Raw genomic sequence first — 23,030 nt, 5'->3', positions numbered from 1 at the left:
ACCTGCACCTCGCCCGGCCCCGGCGGACCGGTTTCCTACCGTTCGGGTGGCTCCTCGCGGCCCAGGTCGGCAGGCCGCAGGTCCCGGGTGGAGAGCGTCTGCGGGTCCCCGGTGAAGGCGCGCAGGCGGAACCGGGCGCCCGCCTGCGTCGGCAGCGCGAACCTGCCCGACGGGGCGCGCAGTTCGACGGACGCCGTGGTGTGCGCGGCGATCGTGGCCGGACCGCGCGTCAGCGACCAGTATCTGCTCATCCCGTGGCTGGTGGTGACCATGTAGTGCGGGGTGAGCGCGGTGCCGCCGGTGTTGGTCACCCGCAGGCTCAGGCCGGACAGCGACTGCGCCGTGGCCCGCCGGGCCGCCGTGACGTCCATCCGTAGCGGCGGCCGGCCGGTCGCCGCGAGGGCCGCGCTCACCAGCGCGGGCAGCACCAGCAGCGCGGCCGCGCCGGCCAGCGCGGGCCGGCGGCGCGGGCCCCTGAGCCGGCGGGGGCGCGGCTGCCAGGCGTTCGCGAAGTCCGGCAGCGGCACGGTGACCGCCGCCGCGAGCCACAGCGGCGTCATCATCAGGTAGTAGCCGTCCTGGGACCGGGTCGCCAGCCAGAAGGCGCACCAGGGCAGCACCGTCGCCGCCGGACCCAGCCGCCGTACGAACAGCACGTACAGCGCCAGCAGCGCGGCGGCCAGCAGCGCGCTGGCGTGGCCGTACCAGTCGAGGCGGTCGCTGCCGTGCGTGAAGTACAGCGAGACGTCCACCAGGCCCTGGCCGTGCAGCACCGCGCCCTGGGTGAGGGGCAGCGCGACGCCGTCGAGCCAGGGGCCCGGTTCGCGCACCACGAAGTAGGCGTTGAGCAGCAGCCAGGTCGCCGCGGCGATCCCCAGGAGCCGCGCGCAGACCGCGGTGGCCGCGCGTCCGCCCAGTTCGCCGCGGCGCACCGCGTGGATGCCGGCGAGCAGGAACGGCGCCACGAACCACGGCAGTTGCTGGGTCGCGCAGGCGGCGCCCAGGCACACGGCCCGGGCGATGCCCGGCGTGCCGAGCCGTCCGCCCCTGCCGATGCGGGACCAGCCCACCACCACCGGGATCAGCAGCACCATCGCCTCGATCGCCGGATAGCCCGAACGGGCGTACCCCGGCAGGAAACCGAAGCCCAGGCACGCCATCGTCGCCGCCGAGCGGTAGGGCGCCGGCAGCATCCGCCACAGCAGCACCGCGCCGGCGAGCAGCGCGACCGTCGCCGCCGCCGTCGCCGGGGCGCCGCCGCCGCCCACCCACAGCAGGGGCGCGGCCAGCACCGGGGCCAGCGGGGGATAGCCGTACGTGAAGTCGTACCCCCCGTCTATCGTCGGCGTCAGGGCGACGTTCGGGCCGTGGAACAGCCACGGCCAGGGCTGCCCGTAGACCGCGTGCCCGGCGACCAGTTCGCGCGCGGCCTGGGCGGTGAGGACCGCCTCGTCGCCGCCGGCGTGGTTGAGCCACCAGGCGCAGCCGGTGAGCGTGAGCGCGGTCAGCAGCACCATGAGGTCGACCCGGGCCAGCGAGCGCGTCCGGCGGACCGTCAGCGCGAGGACCCCGCCGGCCAGGATCGAGACGTAGCAGACCGACACGACCGCCGTGACGAAGAGGTTGTGGGTCGCGGCCTGCGACCACAGTGACCGCGTCCCGATGAACAGGCTCACGTCGGCGAGCAGGGTCAGGACCCGGTGCCACTGCGCGGGGCCGCGGACTTCTTCGGTGTGACGTCCCGGGGCGGTGGACACCGCCGTCCGTGTCCACCGCCCGGGTGCCACCTGCTGAGTTTCTGCCAAGTGCACGGCACCGGACGCTAGTGGCGGCCGGTGAGCGAGGCGGGGAACGACATGAAGAGACCGGTGTGAGGGCGGTAAGAAGGGTTTTTTTCGTACATGTGCCGCATGGAACAGGACGCTTGAGCGGTCGCGCAGTGTGTCGCTGTTGGGCTGAACGGGTGACTTGGCGTAAGAATTGGCTGGTGCAGGCATTGGGTGCGAGTCAGGTCGGGGGGAGCCGGTGAGCCGTTACGACGTCACCGATGAACAGTGGGAAGGGCTCGCCCAGGTCGTGCCGCTGCGGGGCCGGGACGCCTGGCCGTCCGCGGTGGGCCACCGCTCGCTGCCGGACGCCGAGACCGAGACGCGCCGCCGCTTCGTGGTCCTGCGGGTCAACGTCTTCGCCGACGCCCGGGAGGTCGCCGAGACGCTGATGGCCGGGGTGCCAGTGCTGCTGGACCTGTCCGGCGCGGAGGGCGACGTCGCCAAGCGCGTCCTCGACTTCAGCACCGGTGTCGTCTTCGGCCTGGGCAGCGGGATGCACCGGGTCGACCGCAACGTCTTCCTGCTGACGCCGCCCGGAACCGAGGTCAGCGGGCTGATGGAGGGCGCGGGGCTGGCAGGCGGCTGAACCGCCCGCACGCGGCGCGCGGGCGCTCCCCCGATCGTAGGAAGGTGCGGCGGGCAAAACGGTTCGCCGTCCCGGCGGAGGCCTAACGTCCGCATATGGCCGTCCCACCCGTGTCCACCGGTTCCGCGCCGACCTCCGGGTCCCTGGAACCGCCCGCCGAGCCGCCCGGGCCGCCGCCCGCCCTCGCGGACGCGTCCTACCGGGTGCCGGGGCAGGACGGGCTGTTCGCGGGCGCGCCGGGGGAGCGGTCCACCGGCGCTCTCGACGTGCGGGCCCGGGTGACCGAGCTGCGGCTGTCCGCCTTCGCCGGGCACCGGCGGGCCGCGTTCCCGCTGGGCGCCGTCACCCTGTTCGCCGGGCCCAGCGGGTCGGGCAAGTCGACCGCGCTCGCGGCGTACGAGGCGCTCGCCCGGCTCGGCGGCGGGGCGCCGCTCGACGAGGTGTTCCCGGAGCCGGCGGCCTGGGTGCCGGAGCGGGCGCGGCCCGACGCGCAGCGCCGGCGCGGCTTCCGGATCGGCTGCACGGCCGACGGCGCCGAGGGGCCGGTCCGGCTGGACGTCGCCGTGCAGGCCGAGCCGGAGCTGCGGATCGTGGGCGAACGGCTCACCGCGGACGGAGTGGTCCTGCTGGAGACCGCCCTGCGCGACCCGGGCCGCCGGGCGGTGCAGGCCGCCTGGCACACCGCGGGCGCCACCCCGGTGACCCGTGCCCCGCTGCCCGACGACCGGCTCGGCACCCCGCTGCTGCCGCTGCGGGTGGCCGGCAAGACCGACGGGCAGCGGCGGGTGCTCGCCGCCACCGAGCAGATGGTCGTCGCCCTGCGCTCGGTCTTCCCCTGCGACCCGCGCCCCGAGCGCATGCGCGCCCCCGTCCCCGCCGGCTCGGGACGGCTGCTGCCGGGCTGCGACAACCTCGCCGACGTGCTGTGGCGCACCCGGTTCGAGTGCGGCCGCCGGCACGCCCTGCTGGTCGAGGCGCTGCGCGGCGGCTGCGCGGGCCCGGTGGCCGACCTGGCCGCCGAACCGCTGGCCGACGGCACCGTCCGGGCGCTGCTCGACCGCGGTGACGGCTTCCGCACCGAGCTGGCCCGGCTCGGCGACGGAGAGCTGCGCTACGTCGCGCTCGCGCTGGTGCTGCTGACCGGGCCCGGCGTGCTGGCCGTGGACACACCCGGCGAGGTGCCCGACGCGCTGCGCACCCTCACCGTGCTCACCGACGGCTTCGACCGCGGCCTCGACCCCGCCCAGCGGCGCGCGCTGCTGCTGACGGCGGCCCGGATGGGCGAGCGGGGCCACATCCGCTGCGTCGGCGCGGTCAGCGACGCCTCCTGGGCCGTGGGGACCGAGAGCGTTACCGTGGTACACCTGAGGCCGTGACGGAACACCTGGACCTGGCCGGACTCCAGCGCAGACTGGCCGAGTTCGCCGCCGCGCGCGACTGGCAGCCCTACCACACCCCCAAGAACCTGGTGTCCGCGCTCAGCGTGGAGGCCTCCGAACTGGTCGAGATCTTCCAGTGGCTGACGCCCGAGGAGTCGGCCCGGGTGATGGACGACCCCGGCACCGCGCACCGGGTCCGGGACGAGGTCGCCGACGTCCTCGCCTACCTGCTGCAGTTGTGCGAGGTCCTGGGCGTCGACCCGCTGGCCGCGCTCTCCGCCAAGATCGACCGCAACGAACGGCGCTTCCCGGCCCCGGGACCAGGCGCCGGCGACTGACGGAACGTCATCCTCCGTTATCACTCTACGAAGTCACGTCGTGCCCTGAATCCGAATTGTTGTCCACAATTTCCCGTCTTCCTCTGGCTTTACGTCTCAGGTGCCCTCACTCTGGGTAGTGAACAGGTGAGTTCACGCGGGCGTGCGAGGACGCACGGCGGACTGGACGGGGGCAGCGCATGGATGCGGTGCGACTCATCGGGACGAGCAGGCGGGCCCTGGCCCTGGGCGCCGACCGGCCCGAGATCATGGCCGAGGTGTGGCAGGCGCAGGCCCTGGCCCAGGCGATCGGCAGCCGCCTCGCGGTGTCCGGCCCGCCGGAGCTGCGGGGCGAGGCGCTGGGCCTGACCGAACTGGCGGGCCGGGGCTGCGGCGTCCTGGACGCCCCGGAACTCGACCCGGGCGACCTGCGGGCCGCCCAGCTCACCGAGCTGGACGACGCCCGGCAGACCCTGCTGTGCCTCGGCGGCCTGCTCGGCGAGGTCGGCATGGCGCTGGTCGCCATGGCCAGCTCCGCCACCGACGAGACGGCGTACTGGCAGTGCATGGAGGCCATCGACGCGGCCGACGAGTCCCGCGACCGGGTCCTCGAGATGCTGCGCAAACTGGCCGCCCGGGTGGTGGCGTTACCCGAGGGCGCGGAGGACAGTCCGTCGGGCGTGTGACCGGCCGGCCCGGTGCCGACTCTCCGCGCCCGTGACCACGGGATTCACCTGATCGGGGACGGCCGCGCCCCCGGTACCGGTGCGGCCGGTGCGGCCGGTGCCGTGCAGGATGGGTGTATGGACCTTCGAATTTTCACCGAGCCCCAGCAGGGGGCCACGTACGACACCCTGCTCACCGTGGCGAAGGCCACCGAGGACCTCGGCTTCGACGCCTTCTTCCGCTCCGACCACTACCTCCGGATGGGCGACGTGGACGGCCTGCCCGGCCCCACGGACGCCTGGATCACGCTGGCCGGCCTGGCCCGTGAGACCAAGCGCATCCGCCTCGGCACCCTGATGACGGCCGGCACCTTCCGCCTGCCCGGCGTGCTGGCCATCCAGGTCGCCCAGGTCGACCAGATGTCCGGCGGCCGGGTCGAACTGGGCCTCGGCGCGGGCTGGTTCGAGGAGGAGCACAAGGCGTACGGCATCCCCTTCCCCAAGGAGAAGTTCGCGCGCCTGGAGGAACAGCTGGAGATCGTCACCGGGCTGTGGGCCACCAAGACCGGCGAGACCTTCGACTTCCACGGCGCCTACTACGACCTCACCGACTCGCCCGCGCTGCCCAAGCCCGCGCAGCACCGGATCCCGGTGCTCATCGGCGGCCACGGCGCCACCCGCACCCCGCGCCTGGCCGCCCGGTACGCCGACGAGTTCAACATGCCGTTCGCCTCCGTCGAGGACAGCGAGCGGCAGTTCGGCCGCGTGCGCGCCGCCGCCGAGGAGGCCGGCCGCGGCGCCGGCGCCCTCATCTACTCCAACGCGCTGGTGGTGTGCGTCGGCCGGGACGACCGGGAGGTCGCCCGCCGCGCCGCCGCGATCGGCCGCGAGGTGGACGAGCTGAAGGCCAACGGCCTGGCCGGCTCCCCGGCCGAGGTGGTCGACAGGATCGGCCGCTACGCCGAGACCGGCTCCACCCGTATCTATCTCCAGATCCTCGACCTGGACGACCTGGACCACCTGGAACTGATCTCCTCCCAGGTCCAGAGCCAGCTCTCCTGAACCCGGCCCCGCCCGCGCGGCCCCTCCGCCCCGAACCGGGCGGAGGGGCCGCGGTGTTGCGGAAAACCACTGGTCGGCAGGGTGCGGCAGCGGGGAGACTCGGACGTGTGTTCCTGACCATCTCCACGCGCGGCGACGCCGCCCACCCGGCCACCGACCTCGGGTACCTGCTGCACAAGCACCCCGGCAAGGCGCAGACCTTCTCCACCTCCCACGGCACCGCGCACGTGTTCTACCCGCAGGCGGACGACACTGTGTGCACGGCCGCGCTGCTGCTGGAGGTCGACGCGGTCGCGCTGGTGCGCCGGGGCAGGGGCCGGGGTCGCGGCGGAGCGCCCGACGCGGCACTCGCGCAGTACGTCAACGACCGCCCCTACGCGGCCTCCTCGCTGCTCGCCGTCGCGCTGAGCGGCGTCTTCTCCAGCGCCCTCAGGGGCGTGTGCAACGCCCGCCCGGAGCGGGCCGCGGCACCCCTGCCACTGCGCGTGGAGGTGCCCGCGCTGCCCGCCCGCGGCGGCCCGGACCTCGTACGGAAGCTGTTCGAGCCGCTGGGCTGGACGGTGAGTGCCGAACCCGTCGCCCTGGACGCCGAGTTCCCGGAGTGGGGCGACTCGCGCTACGTCCGCCTCACCCTGGAGTCCGAGGCGCTCACCCTCGCCGAGGCGCTGCGCCACCTGTACGTCCTGCTGCCGGTCCTGGACGACGCCAAGCACTACTGGGTCGCCCCCGACGAGGTCGACAAGCTGCTGCGCGCCGGCGAGGGCTGGCTGCCCACGCACCCGGAGCAGAAGCTGATCACCAGCCGCTACCTCTCCCGCCGCCGGTCGCTGACCCGGCAGGCGATGGAGCGGCTGGAACTGGTGCGGCTGGCCGAGGCCGACGACAGCGAGGTCGAGACGATCGACAACGCGGTGCCGGAGGACACCGGGGCCGAGGCCGAGGAGAAGCCGGCTCCGCTCGCCGTGCTGCGGCGCGAGGCGATCCTCGCCGCGCTGCGCGAGGCGGGCGCCGCCCGCGTCCTCGACCTGGGCTGCGGCCAGGGCGAGCTGGTGCGGGAGCTGCTCGGCGACACCCGGTTCACCGAGATCCTCGGCGTCGACGTCTCCGTGCGGGCCCTCGCCATCGCCTCGCGCCGGCTCGGGCTGGACCGCATGGGGGAGCGGCAGGCGGCCCGGGTGCGGCTCGTCCAGGGCTCGCTCGCCTACACCGACCGGCGGCTCAAGGGCTACGACGCGGCCGTGCTCAGCGAGGTGATCGAGCACCTCGACCCGCCCCGGCTGCCCGCCCTGGAGTACGCCGTGTTCGGGCACGCCCGCCCGCGCACGGTCGTCGTGACCACTCCCAACGTCGAGTACAACGTCCGCTGGGAGACGCTGCCCGCCGGACACGTCCGGCACGGCGACCACCGCTTCGAGTGGACCCGCGAGGAGTTCCGCGCCTGGGCGGTGGCCGTGGCCGGGCGGCACGGGTATGAGGTCTGCTTCGTACCCGTCGGGCCGGACGACCCCGAGGTCGGGCCGCCCACCCAGATGGCCGTGTTCCACCTGGGCACGGAGAACGCCGGGACGGCCCGGAAGACGGACGACGCGCAGAAGGAGGCGGAAGCGGCATGACCGGGACACCCACGGGACGGGTCCTGCCCGTCACCGACCTCTCCCTCGTCGTCCTCGTCGGCGCCTCCGGCTCCGGCAAGTCGACCTTCGCCCGGCGGCACTTCAAGCCGACCGAGGTGATCTCCTCGGACTTCTGCCGCGGCCTGGTGTCCGACGACGAGAACGACCAGAGCGCGTCGCGGGACGCCTTCGACGTGCTCCACTACATCGCCGGCAAGCGGCTCGCCGCCGGCCGGCGCACCGTCGTCGACGCCACCAGCGTGCAGCAGGACAGCCGCCGTCAGCTGGTCGAGCTGGCCAGGCAGCACGACGTGCTGCCCGTCGCCATCGTGCTGGACGTGCCGGAGGAGGTGTGCGCCGCGCGCAACGCGGCCCGCGCCGACCGCGCCGGCATGCCCCGCCGGGTCATCCAGCGGCACACCCGCGAACTGCGCCGCTCGCTGCGGCACCTGGAGCGCGAGGGCTTCCGCAGGGTGCACGTCCTGCGCGGGGCCGAGGAGGTCGAGAGCGCCACCGTCGTCACGGAGAAGCGGTTCAACGACCTGACCCACCTCACCGGCCCCTTCGACATCATCGGCGACGTCCACGGCTGCTCCGCCGAACTGGAGGCGCTGCTGGCGAAGCTCGGCTACGCCGACGGCGTCCACCCCGAGGGCCGCACCGCCGTGTTCGTCGGCGACCTGGTCGACCGCGGCCCGGACACCCCGGGCGTGCTGCGCCGGGTGATGTCGATGACCGCGTCGGGCGACGCGCTGTGCGTGCCGGGCAACCACGAGAACAAGTACGGCCGTCACCTCAAGGGCCGCAAGGTCCAGCACACGCACGGCCTCGCCGAGACCGTCGAGCAGATGGCGGGCGAGAGCGAGGAGTTCCGGGCCGAGGTGCGCCGCTTCCTGGACGGCCTGGTCAGCCACTACGTCCTCGACGGCGGCCGGCTGGTGGTCTGCCACGCGGGCCTGCCCGAGAAGTACCACGGCCGCACCTCGGGGCGGGTGCGCTCGCACGCCCTGTACGGCGAGACCACCGGTGAGACGGACGAGTTCGGGCTGCCCGTGCGCTACCCGTGGGCCGAGGACTACCGCGGCCGGGCGGCCGTGGTCTACGGCCACACCCCGGTGCCCGAGGCGACCTGGCTGAACAACACCATCTGCCTGGACACCGGCGCGGTGTTCGGCGGCAAGCTCACCGCGCTGCGCTGGCCGGAGCGCGAACTGGTCGACGTACCGGCCGAGCGGGTCTGGTACGAGCCCGCGAGGCCGCTGCGCAGCGAGGCGCCCGGCGGCCAGGACGGACGGCCGCTGGACCTGGCGGACGTGCACGGCCGCAGGGTGGTGGAGACCCGGCACGCGGGCCGCGTCTCCGTCCGCGAGGAGAACGCGGCCGCGGCCCTGGAGGTCATGAGCCGCTTCGCCGTCGACCCGCGCCTGCTGCCGTACCTGCCGCCGACCATGGCGCCGGCGGCCACATCGGACGTCGAGGGCTGCCTGGAGCACCCGGCCGAGGCGTTCGCGCAGTACGCGGCGGCCGGTGTCGGGCGGGTCGTGTGCGAGGAGAAGCACATGGGCTCGCGCGCGGTCGCCCTGGTCTGCCGGGACGCGGAGGCGGCGCGCCGCCGGTTCGGTGTCGAGGGGCCCACCGGCGCCCTGTACACCCGTACCGGGCGGCCGTTCTTCGACGACGGGAAGGTGACCGAGGAGATCCTCGGCCGGCTGCGCGCGGCCGTCTCCGGGGCCGGACTCTGGGAGACGCTCGCCGCGTCCGGTGGCGCCTCCGGCCCGGCCGACTGGCTGCTGCTCGACGCCGAGCTGATGCCCTGGTCGCTGAAGGCCTCGGGCCTGCTGCGCAGCCAGTACGCGGCGGTCGGCGCCGCTTCCGGCGCGGTGTTCCCGGACGCCCTCGCCGCCCTGGAGGCCGCCGCCGCCCGCGGCACGGACGTGGGCGGGCTGCTGGAGCGCCAGCGCGGGCGCGCCGCGGACGCCGCCGCGTTCACCGACGCCTACCGCCGCTACTGCTGGACCACCGCCGGTCTCGACGGAGTCCGGCTCGCGCCCTTCCAGATCCTGGCCGTCCCGGGCCGCAGTCTCGCCGCGCTCCCGCACGACGAGCAGCTGGCCCTGATCGACCGGATGGTGGAGCACGACGCCACCGGCCTGCTGCAGACCACCCGGCGGCTGTACGTGGACACCGGCGACCCCGAGTCGGTCGGCGCGGGCGTCGACTGGTGGCTGGAGATGACCGGCCGCGGCGGCGAGGGCATGGTCGTCAAGCCGCTCGGCGCGCTGGTGCGCGACGCCGAGGGCCGGCTGGTGCAGCCCGGGATCAAGTGCCGGGGCCGCGAGTACCTGCGGATCATCTACGGCCCGGAGTACACCCGCCCGGACAACCTGGCCCGCCTGCGCGGTCGGTCCCTGGGGCACAAGCGGTCGCTGGCGATCCGCGAGTACGCCCTCGGCCTCGAGGCGCTGGACCGGCTCGCGGACGGTGAGCCGCTGTGGCGGGTGCACGAGGCGGTGTTCGGGGTGCTCGCCCTGGAGTCGGAGCCGGTCGACCCGCGGCTGTGAGCCGGCGACCCGGGGCCCGGCGCGGTGGTCCGCGCCGGGCTCCGGGACCCCGCCGGCGGGCGGAACGGAAACAGGAAGAGGCGGAAACGGCCGAGAAGAGCGTGAAGGCGGGCGCCGGTGGCCAGGATGGAGACATGGCATACCACGTCCACTCCGAGGCCGGGCTGCTGCGCCGGGTGATCCTGCACCGGCCCGACCTCGAGCTCAAAAGACTCACCCCCAGCAACAAGGACGCCCTGCTCTTCGACGACGTGCTGTGGGTGCGCCGGGCGCGCGCCGAGCACGACGGATTCGCGGACGTCCTGCGCGACCGGGGGGTCGCCGTCCACCTCTTCGGCGACCTGCTCACCGAGACACTGGACGTCCCGGGGGCGCGCTCCCTCGTCCTCGACCGGGTCTTCGACGAGAAGGAGTACGGCCCGCTCGCCACCGACCACCTGCGCGCCGCCTTCGAGACGCTGCCGGCGCGCGAACTGGCCGAGGCCCTGGTGGGCGGCATGACCAAGCGCGAGTTCCTGGAGGCCCACGCGGAGCCGACCTCCGTGCGGTTCCACGTGATGGACCTCGACGACTTCCTGCTCGGTCCGCTGCCCAACCACCTCTTCACCCGGGACACCTCCGCCTGGATCTACGACGGTGTCGCCATCAACGCCATGCGCCGGCCCGCCCGGCAGCGGGAGGCCGTGCACTTCGAGGCGATCTACCGGCACCACCCGCTGTTCCGCGACGAGACGTTCCGGGTCTGGTCCCGGGGGCAGGCCGACTACCCCTCCACCATCGAGGGCGGCGACGTCCTGGTGATCGGCAACGGCGCCGTCCTGATCGGCATGAGCGAGCGCACCACCCCGCAGGCCGTGGAGATGCTGGCGCACAAGCTCTTCGCGGCGGGCTCCGCGTCCACGATCGTCGCGCTCGACATGCCCAAGCGGCGGGCCTTCATGCACCTCGACACCGTGATGACCATGGTCGACGGCGACACCTTCACCCAGTACGCGGGGCTCGGCATGCTGCGCTCGTACACCATCGAGCCGGGCGACGGGGAGCGCGAGCTCAAGGTCACCGACCATCCGCCGGAGCACATGCACCGCGCCATCGCCGCCGCGCTGGGGCTCGGCGAAATCCGGGTGCTCACCGCCACCCAGGACGTGCACGCCGCGGAGCGGGAGCAGTGGGACGACGGCTGCAACGTGCTGGCCGTCGAGCCCGGTGTCGTCATCGCCTACGAACGCAACTCCACCACCAACACCCACCTGCGCAAACAGGGCATCGAGGTGATCGAGATCCCGGGCAGCGAGCTGGGCCGCGGCCGGGGCGGGCCGCGCTGCATGAGCTGCCCGGTGGAGCGAGCGCCTGTATAGAAATGTGGAGCATCGTATAGACTTACATCAGTCCTGACACCCGTACCTCTGGAGCGCCCCCATGGCGACTGTCCCGACCGCCCTCGCCGGGCGCCACTTCCTCAAGGAGCTGGACTTCACCGAGGCCGAGTTCCGCGGCCTGGTGGAGCTGGCCGCGGAACTGAAGGCGGCGAAGAAGGCCGGGACCGAGACCCAGTACCTGCGCGGCCGCAACATCGCGCTGATCTTCGAGAAGACCTCGACGCGCACCCGCTGCGCGTTCGAGGTCGCCGCCGCCGACCAGGGCGCCGCCACGACGTACCTGGACCCGGCCGGCTCGCAGATCGGGCACAAGGAGTCCGTGAAGGACACCGCCCGCGTCCTCGGCCGGATGTTCGACGGGATCGAGTACCGGGGCGACAGCCAGGCCAAGGTCGAGGAGCTGGCCGCGCACGCGGGCGTGCCCGTCTACAACGGGCTCACCGACGACTGGCACCCCACCCAGATGCTGGCGGACGCGCTCACCATGGCCGAGCACAGCGCCCGGCCGCTGCGGGAGACCGCCTTCGCCTACCTCGGCGACGCCCGGTTCAACATGGGCAACTCCTACCTGGTCACCGGCGCCCTGCTCGGCATGGACGTGAGGATCGTCGCGCCGAAGTCCTACTGGCCCGCCCAGGAGATCGTCGACCACGCCCGCGGGCTGGCCGAGTCCAGCGGGGCCCGGATCACCCTCACCGAGGACATCGCCGAGGGGGTCGCGGGCGCCGGCTTCGTCGCCACCGACGTCTGGGTCTCCATGGGCGAGCCCAAGGAGGTCTGGGACGAGCGGATCACCGCCCTCGGCCCCTACGCCGTGACCATGGACGTCCTGCGCGCCACCGGCGACCCGGACGTGAAGTTCCTGCACTGCCTGCCCGCCTTCCACGACCTCGGCACCAAGGTCGGCCAGGAGATCTTCGAGTCCCACGGCCTGACCTCCCTGGAGGTGACCGACGAGGTGTTCGAGTCCGCCCACTCGGTCGTCTTCGACCAGGCGGAGAACCGGCTGCACACCATCAAGGCGGTCCTGGTCGCGACCCTCGCCTGACCTCCCCGTCCCCGCCGGCACTTGCCCCACCCGCTTCACCAGGCCTTATCCTGAACGGCGGCCCGGACCACCCCCTCCCGGCCGCCGCCGCGCCCCCACCGGGGCGCCCGCACCACCAGAAACGAGCACCACCCCCTCATGCCCGCTCTCCGCATCAAGTCCCCGCACCTGCTCGTCGCCGAGTCCGGCGCCGACCGCGAGGGCCACGGCCTCAAGCGCACGATGGGCCTCTTCCAGCTCATCTGCTTCGGTGTCGGCGCCATCGTCGGCACCGGCATCTTCGTCGGCCTCTCCGACTCCGTCGCCCAGGCCGGTCCCGCCGTCGTCATCTCCTTCGTCCTCGCCGCGATCACCTGCGTCTTCACCGCGTTCTCGTTCGCCGAGCTGGGCGGCGCGATCCCGGTCTCCGGCTCCTCGTACTCCTTCGCCTACGCGGGCCTCGGCGAGTCCACCGCCTTCCTGGTCGGCTGGTGCCTGCTGCTGGAGTACGGCGTCTCCATCTCCGCGGTCGCGGTCGGCTGGAGCGAGTACGTCAACGAGCTGCTGCACAGCCTCACCGGCCTGCGGCTGCCCGCCGCGCTGTCCGCGGGCCCGGGCGACGGCGGGATCGTGAACCTGCCCGCCGTGATCGTCATCGCCATGGCGTCCGTGCTGCTGGTGCGGGGGGTGCGGGAGAGCGCCCGGGCGACCGCCGCGATGGCCGCCGTGAAGCTCGTCATCCTGGTGGCCTTCTGCGCCGTCGGCTACAGCGCCTTCAAGCACGGCAACCTGACCCCGTTCTCCCCGGCCGGCCTCGGCGGCATCGGCGCGGGCACCACCGCCGCGTTCTTCTCCTACATCGGCTTCGACGCGATCACCACGGCCGGTGAGGAGGCGAAGAACCCGCGCCGGGACATTCCGGTCGCGATCATGGTCTGCATGGGCCTGGTCACCCTGCTGTACTGCGCGGTCGCGCTCGCCGCGATCGGCGCCATCGGCGGCAAGCAGGTCGCCGGCCGGCCCGCCGCGCTGTCGTACGTCGTCAACGAGGTCACCGGCTCCGCCGTCGGCGGCGGTGTCATCGCCTTCGGCGCGGTCGTCGCCATCGCCTCCGTGGTGCTCGCCGTGATGTACGGCCAGACCCGCATCCTGATGTCGATGTCCCGGGACGGCCTGATCCCGCGCGTCTTCGAGAAGGTCTCGCCGAGCACCTCCACCCCGGTGGCCGGCACGCTGATCGTCGCCGTCGTCTTCGCGGTCCCGGCGGCCTTCGCCTCGCTGGACGCCGTGATGAACCTGTGCACCATCGGCACGCTCGCCGTCATGGCCGCCGTGAACATCGCGGTGATCGCCCTGCGCCGCCGCGAGCCGGGCCTCGGCCGCAGCTTCCGGGTGCCGCTCTACCCGGTCGGACCGCTGCTCGGCGTCGGCTTCTGCCTGTACCTGATGTACGAGACCGGCTGGCGGACCTGGATCCAGTTCGCGGTGTTCCTCGCCGCCGGCCTGCTGGTCTACCTCGCCTACGGCCGCCGGCACTCCACGCTCGCCCAGGCGCCCGCCGGGGTCACGCCGGACGCCGCTGAGCGGGAACCACTGGCAGTCTGAACCACACCGCCTTGCCCGAAGCTGTCGGGCGGTGACCGCAGGACGAGCTGAGGGCGCGGATCAGCAGCAGCCCGCGGCCGCCCTCCTGCCAGGGGTCGGGCTCCTCGATCACCGGACGGGTGAGATGCCCGGGCGGCGCGGGGTCGGGGTCGTGCACCTCGACCTGGCAGCCGCCCGGCCGCAGCTCCACCACCAGCTCGATCGGGCCGCGCCCGGCGGTGTGCTCCACCGCGTTGGCCACCAGCTCCGCCGTCAGCAGCTCGGCGGTGTCGCTGTCGGCCGCGTGCTCCACCTCCGCCAGGGCCGACCGCACCAGCGCGCGCGCCACGGGCACCGCCGCGGTGGTGTGCGGCAGCGCGATGCGCCAGGAGGCCGATTCGGCGGGGCGTTCGTACAAGGCGAGTCCGTTCATGGAGCAGGCTGTCCTGCTTTCGACCGTAGAGATGGTACGGGCCCGGCCACGAGGACCGTCGACGGGGACCGCGCGGGACGCCTCGGCCCCGCCACCGGCGGCCTACCCCGCCGGACGCCCCGCCTCGCCCCGTCGGGCCCACTGTTACGCGGCTGTGGACGACCGGTGACGCGTGTGACGGGAGCCGGCCGTCCCGCAGGGTCTTGTCGCGCCATCGTGACGACAGTCACAAACAAGTGATAGCTTCGTGGGGTACGCACCGTGAGGCGCCACCGCGCAACGTGAGGCACCGCCCCCCTAGGAGGCCGCACGTCATGAGTCCCTTCACCGGCTCCGCCGCCCGCACCTCCTCGTGGGAGCACCTGCGGGTCGAGCTCGACGACGGTGTCGCCGCCGTCACCCTCGCCCGCCCCGACAAGCTCAACGCGCTCACCTTCGGCGCCTACGCCGACCTGCGCGACCTGCTCGCCGAGCTGTCCCGCGAGCGCTCCGTCCGCGCCCTGGTGCTGGCGGGCGAGGGCCGCGGCTTCTGCTCGGGCGGCGACGTGGACGAGATCATCGGCGCCACCCTGTCCATGGACACCGCCCAGCTCCTCGACTTCAACCGGATGACCGGGCAGGTGGTCCGGGCGATCCGGGAGTGCCCGTTCCCGGTGATCGCCGCCGTGCACGGCGTGGCGGCGGGCGCCGGCGCCGTGCTCGCCCTGGCGGCCGACTTCCGCGTCGCCGACCCCTCGGCCCGGTTCGCCTTCCTGTTCACCCGCGTCGGCCTCTCCGGCGGCGACATGGGAGCGGCGTATCTGCTGCCCCGCGTCGTCGGGCTCGGCCACGCGACCCGGCTGCTGATGCTGGGCGAGCCGGTACGCGCGGCGGAGGCCGAGCGGATCGGACTGGTCAGCGTGCCGGCGGAGGAGGGCCACACCGACGCCGCGGCGCTGGAGCTGGCCCGCCGCCTGGCCGACGGACCGGCCCTGGCGTACGCCCAGACCAAGGCGCTGCTCACGGCCGAGCTGGACATGCCGCTGGCCGCGTCGGTCGAGCTGGACGCCTCCACCCAGGCCCTGCTGATGAACGGCGAGGACTACGCGGAGTTCCACGCCGCCTTCCAGGAGAAGCGCCCGCCGAAGTGGCGGGGGAGGTAGCCGCGGTGACCGGGCGGCCCCTGCGCGTGGCGATCACCGGCGGAGGCCCGGGCGGCCTCTACGCGGCCGCGCTGCTCAAACGGCTGGATCCCGCGCGGGAGATCACCGTCTGGGAGCGCAACGCCCCCGACGAGACCTTCGGCTTCGGCGTGGTCCTCTCCGACGAGACCCTGGGCGGCATCGAGCACGCCGACCCGGTGGTCCACGAGGCCCTGCGGCGCGACTTCGTCCGCTGGGACGACATCGACATCGTCCACCGCGGCACCCGTCACACCTCCGGGGGCCACGGCTTCGCCGCGCTGGGCAGGCGCCGGCTGCTGGAGATCCTGCACGAGCGCTGCCGCTCCCTGGGCGTGGACCTGCGCTTTCGCACCAAGGCGCCGCCGGCCGCCCGGCTCGCCGCGGAGTACGACCTGGTCGTCGCCGCCGACGGAGTGCACAGCACCACCCGCGACGCCTTCGCCCACGCCTTCCGGCCCACGGTGACCGCCCACCGCTGCCGCTACATCTGGCTGGCGGCCGACTTCGCCTTCGACGCCTTCCGCTTCGAGATCGCCGAGACCGAGCACGGCGTGATGCAACTGCACGCCTACCCCTACGCGGCCGACGCCTCCACCGTGATCGTCGAGATGCGCGAGGAGGTCTGGCGGGCCGCCGGGTTGGACGAGGCCGGGCCGCAGGAGTCGGTGGAGCGCTGCGCCAAGGTCTTCGCCGACGCGCTCGGCGGGCGGCCGCTGCGCTCCAACAAGTCGGCGTGGACGACCTTCCGCACGGTGGTCAACGAGAGCTGGTCGCACGGCGGCGTCGTCCTCCTCGGCGACGCCGCCCACACCGCCCACTTCTCCATCGGCTCCGGCACCAAGCTCGCCGTGGAGGACGCGCTGGCACTGGCCGCGTGCGTCGAGGAGCAACCCGACGTGCCCCGCGCGCTGGCCGCCTACGAGACGGAGCGCAAACCCGTCGTCGCCTCCACCCAGCGGGCCGCCCGGGCCAGCCTGGAGTGGTTCGAGAACCTGGGGCTCTACCTCGGCCAGCCGCCCCGCCAGTTCGCCTTCAACCTGCTCACCCGCAGCCGCCGGGTCACCCACGACAACCTCCGGCTGCGCGACGCGCACTTCACCGGGGCCGTGGAGCGCGAGTTCGGCTGCCCGCCGGGCACGCCCCCCATGTTCACCCCGTTCCGGCTGCGCGGCCTGACCCTGCGCAACCGGGTCGTGGTCTCCCCGATGGACATGTACTCGGCCGCCGACGGCGTGCCCGGCGACTTCCATCTGGTCCACCTGGGCGCCCGCGCGCTGGGCGGGGCCGGCCTGGTGATGACCGAGATGGTGTGCGTGAGCGAGGAGGGCCGGATCACCCCCGGCTGCGCCGGCCTCTACACCGGCCGGCAGGCGGAGGCGTGGCGGCGGATCACCGACTTCGTGCACCGGCGGTCACCGGGCACCGCGATCGGCGTCCAACTCGGCCACAGCGGCCGCAAGGGCTCCACCCGGCTGATGTGGGAGGGGATGGACGAGCCGCTGCCCGAGGGCAACTGGCCCGTGGTGGCCGCCTCCCCGCTGCCCTACAAACCCGGCGGCCAGACCCCGCGTGCCCTCACCCGCGCCCAGCTCACCGACATCCGGGAGCAGTTCGCCGCGGCCGCCGCCCGGGCCGCCCGGGCCGGCTTCGACCTGCTCGAACTGCACTGCGCCCACGGCTATCTGCTCTCCGGCTTCCTGTCCCCGCTCACCAACCGGCGCACCGACGCCTACGGCGGTTCGCCGGAGAACCGGCTGCGGTTCCCGCTGGAGGTCTTCGACGCCGTGCGCGCGGTGTGGCCGGACGAGCGGCCGATGACGGTGCGGATCTCCGCCACCGACTGGGCCGAGGGCGGCACCGGCGCCGAGGACGCGGTCGGGATGGCCCGTGCCTTCGCCGCGCACGGAGCCGACGCGATCGACGTCTCCACCGGGCAGGTGGTGGCCGGGGAGCGGCCGGAGTTCGGGCGGTCGTACCAGACGCCGTTCGCCGACCGCATCCGGCACGAGGTGCGGGTCCCGGTGATCGCGGTCGGCGCGATCTCCTCCTGGGACGACGTCAACTCCCTGATCCTCGCGGGCCGCACGGACCTGTGCGCGCTGGCCCGGCCGCACCTGTACGACCCGCACTGGACCCTGCACGCGGCCGCCGAGCAGGGCTACGAGGGTCCCGGCGTGGCCTGGCCCGACCCCTACCGGGCGGGCAGCCGGCCACCGCAGACCGGCCGCACGGACGCGCCGAAACCCCGGCTGTCGCTGGGCGGCCGGTGACCAGGGGGACCCGCGCGGTGCGGGCCGCACGCCCGGCCGCGGCGCCCGTGACGCGCGGGGCTCACCCCTGCGCGGGGCCCGTCCCCGCGAACACGGCCCCCGCGTCCCGCAGCCGCTCGTGCAGCCCCCGGAACACCTGCGCCGAGCGGGCCCCCGGCCAGTCGGCGGGCAGCAGCCGGGCGGGCAGGCCCGGGTCGGTGTACGGCAGGTGCCGCCAGGAGTCCAGGGCCGGCAGGTAGTCCCGGTAGGCCTCCTCGGGCGGGGTGTCGGCGCGCTGCTCCCAGGCGTGCAGGACGGGCGCGTGGGCGTCCAGGAAGCCCTCGTGCGCCTTGGCGATCGCCGTCAGGTCCCACCAGCGGGTGACGGCCTCCCGGGTGGCGGCGAAGCCGAGGTGCTCGCCGCGGAAGAGGTCGACGTACGGGTCGAGGCGCAGGCGGCGCAGGGTGTGCCGGGTCTCCTCGTACAGCCGGGCCGGGGCGATCCACACCCCGGGCGCCGCCGTGCCGAAGCCCAGGCCGGCCAGCCGGGAGCGCAGGACGTGCCGCTTCTGGCGTTCCGACTCGGGGACGGAGAACACCGCCAGAACCCAGCCCTCGTCCTCGTACGGAGCCGTCGCGTAGATGCGGCGGTCGCCGTCCTCCAGCAACTGGCGTGCTTCGGCGGAGAGTTCGTAGCCGGCGGCGCCGGTACCGGTGCGGGCTGGCAGCAGCAGCCCGCGGCGTTTGAGCCGGGACACCGAGGAACGCACCGAGGGCGCGTCCACCCCGACCGCGGCCAGCAGCCGGATCAGCTCGGCGACGGGCACCGGGCCCGGCATGAAGCGGCCGTACGCGCCGTACAGCGTGACGATGAGGGACCTGGGGGCGTGCTGCTCGGACACGTTGATCATTTTAGGTCGTCGGTGTCACCGCCGGTCACCGGCGTGCGCAGCCGGAACCGCTGCAGCTTGCCGGTGGCCGTGCGGGGCAGTGCGTCGAGGAAGACGAACTCGCGCGGGCACTTGTACGGCGCCAGCTCGGACTTGAGGAAGGCGCGCAGCGGCTCGGGGTCGCGCGCCACCCCGTCCCGCAGCACCGTGTACGCCACCGCCACCTGGCCGCGCACCTCGTCGGGGCGGCCGACCACCGCCGTCTCGACCACGTCGGCGTGGCGGAGCAGGGCGTCCTCCACCTCCGGCCCGGCGATGTTGTACCCGGCCGAGATGATCATGTCGTCCGCGCGTGCCACGTAGCGGAAGTAGCCGTCGCCGTCGCGGACGTAGGTGTCGCCGGTGACGTTCCAGCCGTTCCGCACGTACTCCCGCTGGCGCGGGTCGGCGAGGTAGCGGCAGCCGACCGGGCCGCGGACGGCCAGCAGCCCCGGCACGCCGTCCGGCACCGGCTCGCCGTCGGCGTCCTGGACCCGGGCCTGCCAGCCCGGGACCGGCACGCCCGTGGTGCCGGGCCTGATCCGCTCGTCGGCGGCGGAGACGAAGATGTGCAGCAGCTCGGTGGCGCCGATGCCGTTGATGATGCGCAGCCCGGTGCGCTCGTGCCAGGCCCGCCAGGTGGCCGCGGGCAGGTTCTCGCCCGCCGACACGCAGCGGCGCAGCGACGAGACGTCGTGGCCGTCCATCGCCTCCAGCATCGCCCGGTAGGCGGTGGGCGCCGTGAACAGCACCGAGACCCGGTGCTCGGCGATGGCCGGCAGCAGTTGGCGCGGCCCCGCCTGTTCCATGAGCAGCGCGCCGGCGCCCGCCCGCAGCGGGAAGATCACCAGACCGCCGAGACCGAAGGTGAAGCCGAGCGGCGGACTGCCGGCGAACACGTCGTCGGACCGGGGCCGCAGCACATGCGCGGAGAAGGTGTCGGCGACGGCCAGCACGTCCCGGTGGAAGTGCATGCACCCCTTCGGGCGGCCCGTGGTGCCCGAGGTGAAGGCGATCAGCGCGACGTCGTCGGCCGCGGTGCCGACCGCCGGGAAGGGGCGGTCCGGCGCCGGGCGGCGCAGCAGGTCGTCGGGCGCCTCACCGCCGTAGGCCGTGACGCGCAGGTCCGGCACGCCGGCCTTCACCAGGTCGTCCACGGCCCGTATGTCGCACAGCGCGTGCCGGACCCGGGCGATCTCGCACATCGTGGCCAGCTCGTGCGGCCGCTGCTGGGCCAGCACGGTGACCGCCACCGCGCCCGCCTTCAGCACGGCCAGCCAGCACGCCGCGAGCCACGGGGTGGTCGGCCCGCGCAGCAGGACCCGGTTGCCCGGCACGACGCCCAGCTCGCCGGTGAGCACGTGGGCGATCCGGTCGACGCGGGCGCGCAGGTCGGCGTACGTCCACGAAGGGCCGTGCGGGGTGTGGAAGACCGGGCGGTCCGGGGCGCCGTGACCGAGCAGCTCGGCGGCGCAGTTGAGCCGTTCGGGGTAGCGCAGCTCCGCCAGGTCGAAGCGCAGCTCGGGCCACTCGTCCGGCGGCGGAAGACGGTCGCGCGTGAAGGTGTCGACATGGGCGGAGACGTTCATGGCGGTGCGCCCCCTTGCCTGACGGCGTCGAGACGGGCGTCCTGACTGCGCTCGCCTCTGGAGCGTATCGTGTTGGTGACGACAGTCAACTGTGCGCGATACCGTCGGCGGAGGACGGGAGGGCCACCGCCGGCCCGCCCCGGAGGGAGGACCGGCAGTGCCCGCATTCTCACTCGGACCGGAGCGCACCGCCTGGCGCGCCGAGCTGCGCGCCCTGGCCGCCGAACGGCTGCGCCCGATCGCGCGGAAGGGGGAGCCGGGCCGGGTCGACCGGGCCCTGCTCGCCGAACTCGGCCGGCTCGGCCTGCTCGCCAGGCTGTTCACCTCCGGCGCCCTGGACCTGTGCCTGATGCGCGAGTCGCTGGCGCAGGCCTGCACCGAGGCCGAGACCGCCCTCGCCCTGCAGGGCCTGGGCGCCCACCCGGTGCACGCCCACGGCACCGCCGCCCAGCGCGAGCGCTGGCTGCCGCGGGTGGCCGACGGCAGCGCGGTGGCCGCGTTCGCGCTGAGCGAGCCGGGGGCCGGGTCCGACGCGGCCGCCCTGTCGCTCACGGCCGAACCCGACCGCGGCTCCGGCTGGCGGCTCACCGGCGAGAAGTGCTGGATCTCCAACGCCCCCGAGGCCGACTTCTACACCGTCTTCGCCCGCACCACGCCCCGTGCCGGAGCCCGCGGGGTGACCGCCTTCCTGCTCCCCGCCGACCGGCCCGGCCTCACCGGCTCCGCGCTGGAGATGCTCTCGCCGCACCCGATCGGAGCCCTGTACCTGGACGGCGTGCCCGTCACCGCGGACGACGTGCTCGGCGAGCCCGGCCGCGGCTTCGCCGTCGCCATGGGCACCCTCAACCTGTTCCGGCCCAGCGTGGGCGCGTTCGCGGTCGGCATGGCGCAGGCGGCGCTCGACGCCACACTCGAACACACCCGTGAGCGCGAGGCGTTCGGCGGCAGGCTGCGGGACCTCCAGGCGGTCGCCCACCAGGTCGCCGAGATGGCCCTGCGCACCGAGGCGGCCCGGCTGATGGTGTACGCGGCGGCGAGCGCGTACGACGAGGGCGCCCCCGATGTGCCGGGACGGTCCGCGATGGCCAAGCTGCTGGCCACCGAGACCGCGCAGTACGTCGTCGACACCGCCGTCCAGCTCCACGGCGCCCGCGCGCTGCGCCGCGGCCACCTGCTGGAACACCTCTACCGCGAGGTGCGTGCGCCGCGGATCTACGAGGGCGCCAGCGAGGTCCAACGGGGCATCATCGCCAAGGAGCTGTACGCCGCGCGGCCCGGGCACGGGGAGGCCCGGTGAGCACCGAACGCGTCAACCCGCCCGAGCTGTCGCCCCCTGCGGGTTTCTCGCACGCCGTCGTCGCAACGGGCACCCGGGTGGTGTTCCTGGCCGGCCAGACCGCCCTCGACGCCGCCGGCGAGGTCACCGGCGACACGCTCGTCGAGCAGTTCGAGAAGGCGCTCGCCAATCTGCTCACCGCCCTGCGCGCGGCCGGCGGCACGCCCGCCGACCTCGCCCGCGTCACCGTCTACACCACCGACGTGGCCGGCTACCGCGCCGACGCCCGCCGGCTGGGCCGCGTCTGGCGGGAGTCGGCGGGCCGCGACTACCCGGCGATGGCGGTCGTCCAGGTGGTACGCCTGTGGGACGAGCGGGCGCTGGTGGAGCTGGACGGGTTCGCGGTGCTGCCGGGGGACGCGCCACCGACGGGGTGACGATCACTCAGGGCCCCCAGGGCGGCGGGTACGAGTGGAACCCCCACACCGCGTGACCGGGAGGTCCCCCCATGCCCGTACGCCCCGCCCTCGCCGCCGGCCTCGGCGCCGCGGCACTGCTGTGCGCGGTCGCCCCGCCGGCCGCCGGCGCCGCCCCGTCGGAGCTCCTCACCGTCGACGCCACCGGCCGCGTCGCCGCCGACGGCACCATCACCCTCACCGGCACCTACCGCTGCGCCGGCAGCAGCGGGCCGGTGTTCGTCGGCTCCTCCGTCACCCAGGGCGACCCGGACGTCAAGTACGCCATCGGCGGCAGCGACGCCGTGTGCGACGGAGTCGAGCACCACTGGTCGAACTCCGGGAGGGCCGGCACGGAGGCGGCCGGCGCGAAGAGGAGGACCCCAGGGTCCGGGGAGCCGGCGGGCCCGGCCGGGAGGACTTCCGCCGGCTCCGCGCGGGCGTCACACGAGTCCGGCAAGGACGCCGCGGAGGCCCGGAAGGCCGACAAGGCCCCGCCTGCGGCCGGGAGGGGTTCGCACAGGACGGGGAAGGCGGCGCGCGGGGCCGGTGCCGGGCCGCTCGAGGCCGGCGCGGCGCACGTGGAGGCGGCCCTCCTGGAGCTGCGCCCCTCGGGTCTGGTGCCGGTGCCGTACTTCCACGCCGTCCGGCAGCAGGACGTCCGGCTCGCCGAGGACTGAGCCCGCCCCGGGGGCCCGGACGTGCCGGGCCGCCGGGGGGACTCGGTCGCCGCCAGGATCAGGCGCGCTGCCAGCTGTGCGGGGCGTGGTAGGCGTGCGGGCGCCAGGAGGTGGTGCCCGGGGAGCCCGGCTCGGTGCCGGCCCCGGCCAGGGCGGTGCGGCTGAGCAGGAGCACCGCGAGGGCGGCCAGCTCCTCGTCGGTGGCCTGGCCCTTCTCGACGCGGATGGGGGGAGTGGGGGACGCGTTCATGGGAC

At 74.3% G+C, this 23,030-nt stretch carries 20 protein-coding genes; 15 read left to right on the top strand and 5 right to left on the bottom strand.

Annotated features, from left to right (window positions below; genetic code table 11):
- Window positions 1–35 precede the first annotated feature (35 nt).
- Window positions 36–1,757 (bottom strand): hypothetical protein, encoded by a 1,722-nt coding sequence (locus ACFQ9Z_RS08105; RefSeq protein ID WP_383012636.1) that lies wholly within the window; start codon window positions 1,755–1,757, stop codon window positions 36–38.
- A gap of 268 nt (window positions 1,758–2,025) precedes the next feature.
- Here ACFQ9Z_RS08105 and ACFQ9Z_RS08100 point away from each other — a divergent pair, with 268 nt between their 5' ends.
- The 10 genes from ACFQ9Z_RS08100 (at window position 2,026) to ACFQ9Z_RS08055 (ending at window position 14,023) form a co-directional block, all read left to right on the top strand.
- The gene (locus ACFQ9Z_RS08100) at window positions 2,026–2,415 is read left to right on the top strand and encodes a cell division protein SepF (protein WP_383012633.1); all 390 of its coding nucleotides are present in this window, start codon (window positions 2,026–2,028) and stop codon (window positions 2,413–2,415) included.
- Between the two features lie 95 nt (window positions 2,416–2,510).
- Window positions 2,511–3,791, top strand: coding sequence for an AAA family ATPase (locus ACFQ9Z_RS08095; RefSeq protein ID WP_383012630.1), 1,281 nt, complete (start codon window positions 2,511–2,513; stop codon window positions 3,789–3,791).
- Window positions 3,788–4,132: a nucleotide pyrophosphohydrolase gene (locus tag ACFQ9Z_RS08090; protein ID WP_383012627.1), complete on the top strand. Its 345-nt coding sequence runs from the start codon at window positions 3,788–3,790 to the stop codon at window positions 4,130–4,132. The genes ACFQ9Z_RS08095 and ACFQ9Z_RS08090 overlap by 4 nt, the downstream gene beginning before the upstream one ends.
- Window positions 4,133–4,311: 179 nt before the next feature.
- Entirely contained in the window at window positions 4,312–4,797 is a 486-nt protein-coding gene (locus ACFQ9Z_RS08085) for a DUF6099 family protein (RefSeq protein WP_383012624.1), read from the top strand.
- A 117-nt stretch (window positions 4,798–4,914) separates the two neighbouring features.
- Window positions 4,915–5,838 (top strand): LLM class F420-dependent oxidoreductase, encoded by a 924-nt coding sequence (locus ACFQ9Z_RS08080; RefSeq protein ID WP_383012621.1) that lies wholly within the window; start codon window positions 4,915–4,917, stop codon window positions 5,836–5,838.
- Window positions 5,839–5,945: 107 nt separating this feature from the next.
- Entirely contained in the window at window positions 5,946–7,451 is a 1,506-nt protein-coding gene (locus ACFQ9Z_RS08075) for a 3' terminal RNA ribose 2'-O-methyltransferase Hen1 (protein ID WP_383012618.1), read from the top strand.
- Window positions 7,448–10,012 (top strand): polynucleotide kinase-phosphatase, encoded by a 2,565-nt coding sequence (locus ACFQ9Z_RS08070; RefSeq protein ID WP_383012615.1) that lies wholly within the window; start codon window positions 7,448–7,450, stop codon window positions 10,010–10,012. The genes ACFQ9Z_RS08075 and ACFQ9Z_RS08070 overlap by 4 nt, the downstream gene beginning before the upstream one ends.
- Before the next feature lie 134 nt (window positions 10,013–10,146).
- Complete coding sequence (locus tag ACFQ9Z_RS08065) at window positions 10,147–11,370, top strand: arginine deiminase (protein WP_383012612.1); 1,224 nt, start codon at window positions 10,147–10,149, stop codon at window positions 11,368–11,370.
- Window positions 11,371–11,431: 61 nt separating this feature from the next.
- Window positions 11,432–12,439: an ornithine carbamoyltransferase gene (gene argF, locus ACFQ9Z_RS08060; protein ID WP_383012609.1), complete on the top strand. Its 1,008-nt coding sequence runs from the start codon at window positions 11,432–11,434 to the stop codon at window positions 12,437–12,439.
- A gap of 138 nt (window positions 12,440–12,577) precedes the next feature.
- Window positions 12,578–14,023: an amino acid permease gene (locus tag ACFQ9Z_RS08055; RefSeq protein ID WP_383012606.1), complete on the top strand. Its 1,446-nt coding sequence runs from the start codon at window positions 12,578–12,580 to the stop codon at window positions 14,021–14,023.
- Here ACFQ9Z_RS08055 and ACFQ9Z_RS08050 read toward each other — a convergent pair.
- Complete coding sequence (locus ACFQ9Z_RS08050; protein WP_383012603.1) at window positions 13,983–14,435, bottom strand: ATP-binding protein; 453 nt, start codon at window positions 14,433–14,435, stop codon at window positions 13,983–13,985. The two genes, ACFQ9Z_RS08055 and ACFQ9Z_RS08050, sit on opposite strands and share 41 nt — an antisense overlap.
- 314 nt (window positions 14,436–14,749) lie before the next feature.
- On the opposite strand from ACFQ9Z_RS08050, the gene ACFQ9Z_RS08045 reads away from it, so the two are divergent.
- Both ACFQ9Z_RS08045 and ACFQ9Z_RS08040 read left to right on the top strand, forming a co-directional pair.
- Window positions 14,750–15,577 carry an enoyl-CoA hydratase family protein gene (locus ACFQ9Z_RS08045; protein WP_383012601.1) on the top strand — a complete coding sequence of 276 codons (828 nt, stop codon included), beginning with the start codon at window positions 14,750–14,752 and terminating at the stop codon, window positions 15,575–15,577.
- Window positions 15,562–17,868 (top strand): bifunctional salicylyl-CoA 5-hydroxylase/oxidoreductase, encoded by a 2,307-nt coding sequence (locus ACFQ9Z_RS08040; protein ID WP_383012598.1) that lies wholly within the window; start codon window positions 15,562–15,564, stop codon window positions 17,866–17,868. Before ACFQ9Z_RS08045 ends, ACFQ9Z_RS08040 begins: the two co-directional genes overlap by 16 nt.
- Before the next feature lie 61 nt (window positions 17,869–17,929).
- Here the strand turns inward: ACFQ9Z_RS08040 and ACFQ9Z_RS08035 are convergent, their stop codons facing one another.
- A complete protein-coding gene (locus ACFQ9Z_RS08035) occupies window positions 17,930–18,757 on the bottom strand; it encodes a PaaX family transcriptional regulator C-terminal domain-containing protein (protein ID WP_383012595.1) in 828 nt (275 codons plus the stop codon).
- Window positions 18,754–20,364 carry an AMP-binding protein gene (locus tag ACFQ9Z_RS08030; protein ID WP_383012592.1) on the bottom strand — a complete coding sequence of 537 codons (1,611 nt, stop codon included), beginning with the start codon at window positions 20,362–20,364 and terminating at the stop codon, window positions 18,754–18,756. The genes ACFQ9Z_RS08035 and ACFQ9Z_RS08030 overlap by 4 nt, the downstream gene beginning before the upstream one ends.
- Window positions 20,365–20,521: 157 nt before the next feature.
- Here ACFQ9Z_RS08030 and ACFQ9Z_RS08025 point away from each other — a divergent pair, with 157 nt between their 5' ends.
- The 3 genes from ACFQ9Z_RS08025 to ACFQ9Z_RS08015 all read left to right on the top strand — a co-directional run bounded on the left by ACFQ9Z_RS08025 (window position 20,522) and on the right by ACFQ9Z_RS08015 (window position 22,775).
- On the top strand, window positions 20,522–21,661 hold the full coding sequence (locus tag ACFQ9Z_RS08025) for an acyl-CoA dehydrogenase family protein (RefSeq protein WP_383012589.1): 1,140 nt from the start codon (window positions 20,522–20,524) through the stop codon (window positions 21,659–21,661).
- Window positions 21,658–22,077 carry a RidA family protein gene (locus ACFQ9Z_RS08020; RefSeq protein WP_383012586.1) on the top strand — a complete coding sequence of 140 codons (420 nt, stop codon included), beginning with the start codon at window positions 21,658–21,660 and terminating at the stop codon, window positions 22,075–22,077. Before ACFQ9Z_RS08025 ends, ACFQ9Z_RS08020 begins: the two co-directional genes overlap by 4 nt.
- A gap of 71 nt (window positions 22,078–22,148) precedes the next feature.
- On the top strand, window positions 22,149–22,775 hold the full coding sequence (locus tag ACFQ9Z_RS08015; RefSeq protein ID WP_383012581.1) for a DUF6299 family protein: 627 nt from the start codon (window positions 22,149–22,151) through the stop codon (window positions 22,773–22,775).
- Between the two features lie 58 nt (window positions 22,776–22,833).
- Here the strand turns inward: ACFQ9Z_RS08015 and ACFQ9Z_RS08010 are convergent, their stop codons facing one another.
- Entirely contained in the window at window positions 22,834–23,025 is a 192-nt protein-coding gene (locus ACFQ9Z_RS08010; protein WP_143630794.1) for an acyl-CoA carboxylase epsilon subunit, read from the bottom strand.
- Between the last annotated feature and the right edge of the window lie 5 nt (window positions 23,026–23,030).

The sequence above is a fragment of the Streptomyces sp. NPDC056580 genome, assembly GCF_042793175.1.
In the GTDB taxonomy this organism is placed as follows: domain Bacteria; phylum Actinomycetota; class Actinomycetes; order Streptomycetales; family Streptomycetaceae; genus Streptomyces.
Note: the sequence above shows the minus strand (reverse complement) of the source record. Positions and strands in the feature narration are given on the sequence as shown.

Coding starts and splice junctions, on each gene's coding strand:
- ACFQ9Z_RS08065 (WP_383012612.1), top strand. CDS start 10,147: ATGGCATACCACGTCCACTCCGAGGCCGGGCTGCTGCGCCGGGTGATC.
- ACFQ9Z_RS08055 (WP_383012606.1), top strand. CDS start 12,578: ATGCCCGCTCTCCGCATCAAGTCCCCGCACCTGCTCGTCGCCGAGTCC.
- ACFQ9Z_RS08080 (WP_383012621.1), top strand. CDS start 4,915: ATGGACCTTCGAATTTTCACCGAGCCCCAGCAGGGGGCCACGTACGAC.
- ACFQ9Z_RS08045 (WP_383012601.1), top strand. CDS start 14,750: ATGAGTCCCTTCACCGGCTCCGCCGCCCGCACCTCCTCGTGGGAGCAC.
- ACFQ9Z_RS08095 (WP_383012630.1), top strand. CDS start 2,511: ATGGCCGTCCCACCCGTGTCCACCGGTTCCGCGCCGACCTCCGGGTCC.
- ACFQ9Z_RS08035 (WP_383012595.1), bottom strand. CDS start 18,757: ATGATCAACGTGTCCGAGCAGCACGCCCCCAGGTCCCTCATCGTCACG.
- ACFQ9Z_RS08085 (WP_383012624.1), top strand. CDS start 4,312: ATGGATGCGGTGCGACTCATCGGGACGAGCAGGCGGGCCCTGGCCCTG.
- argF (WP_383012609.1), top strand. CDS start 11,432: ATGGCGACTGTCCCGACCGCCCTCGCCGGGCGCCACTTCCTCAAGGAG.
- ACFQ9Z_RS08030 (WP_383012592.1), bottom strand. CDS start 20,364: ATGAACGTCTCCGCCCATGTCGACACCTTCACGCGCGACCGTCTTCCG.
- ACFQ9Z_RS08050 (WP_383012603.1), bottom strand. CDS start 14,435: ATGAACGGACTCGCCTTGTACGAACGCCCCGCCGAATCGGCCTCCTGG.
- ACFQ9Z_RS08015 (WP_383012581.1), top strand. CDS start 22,149: ATGCCCGTACGCCCCGCCCTCGCCGCCGGCCTCGGCGCCGCGGCACTG.
- ACFQ9Z_RS08070 (WP_383012615.1), top strand. CDS start 7,448: ATGACCGGGACACCCACGGGACGGGTCCTGCCCGTCACCGACCTCTCC.
- ACFQ9Z_RS08010 (WP_143630794.1), bottom strand. CDS start 23,025: ATGAACGCGTCCCCCACTCCCCCCATCCGCGTCGAGAAGGGCCAGGCC.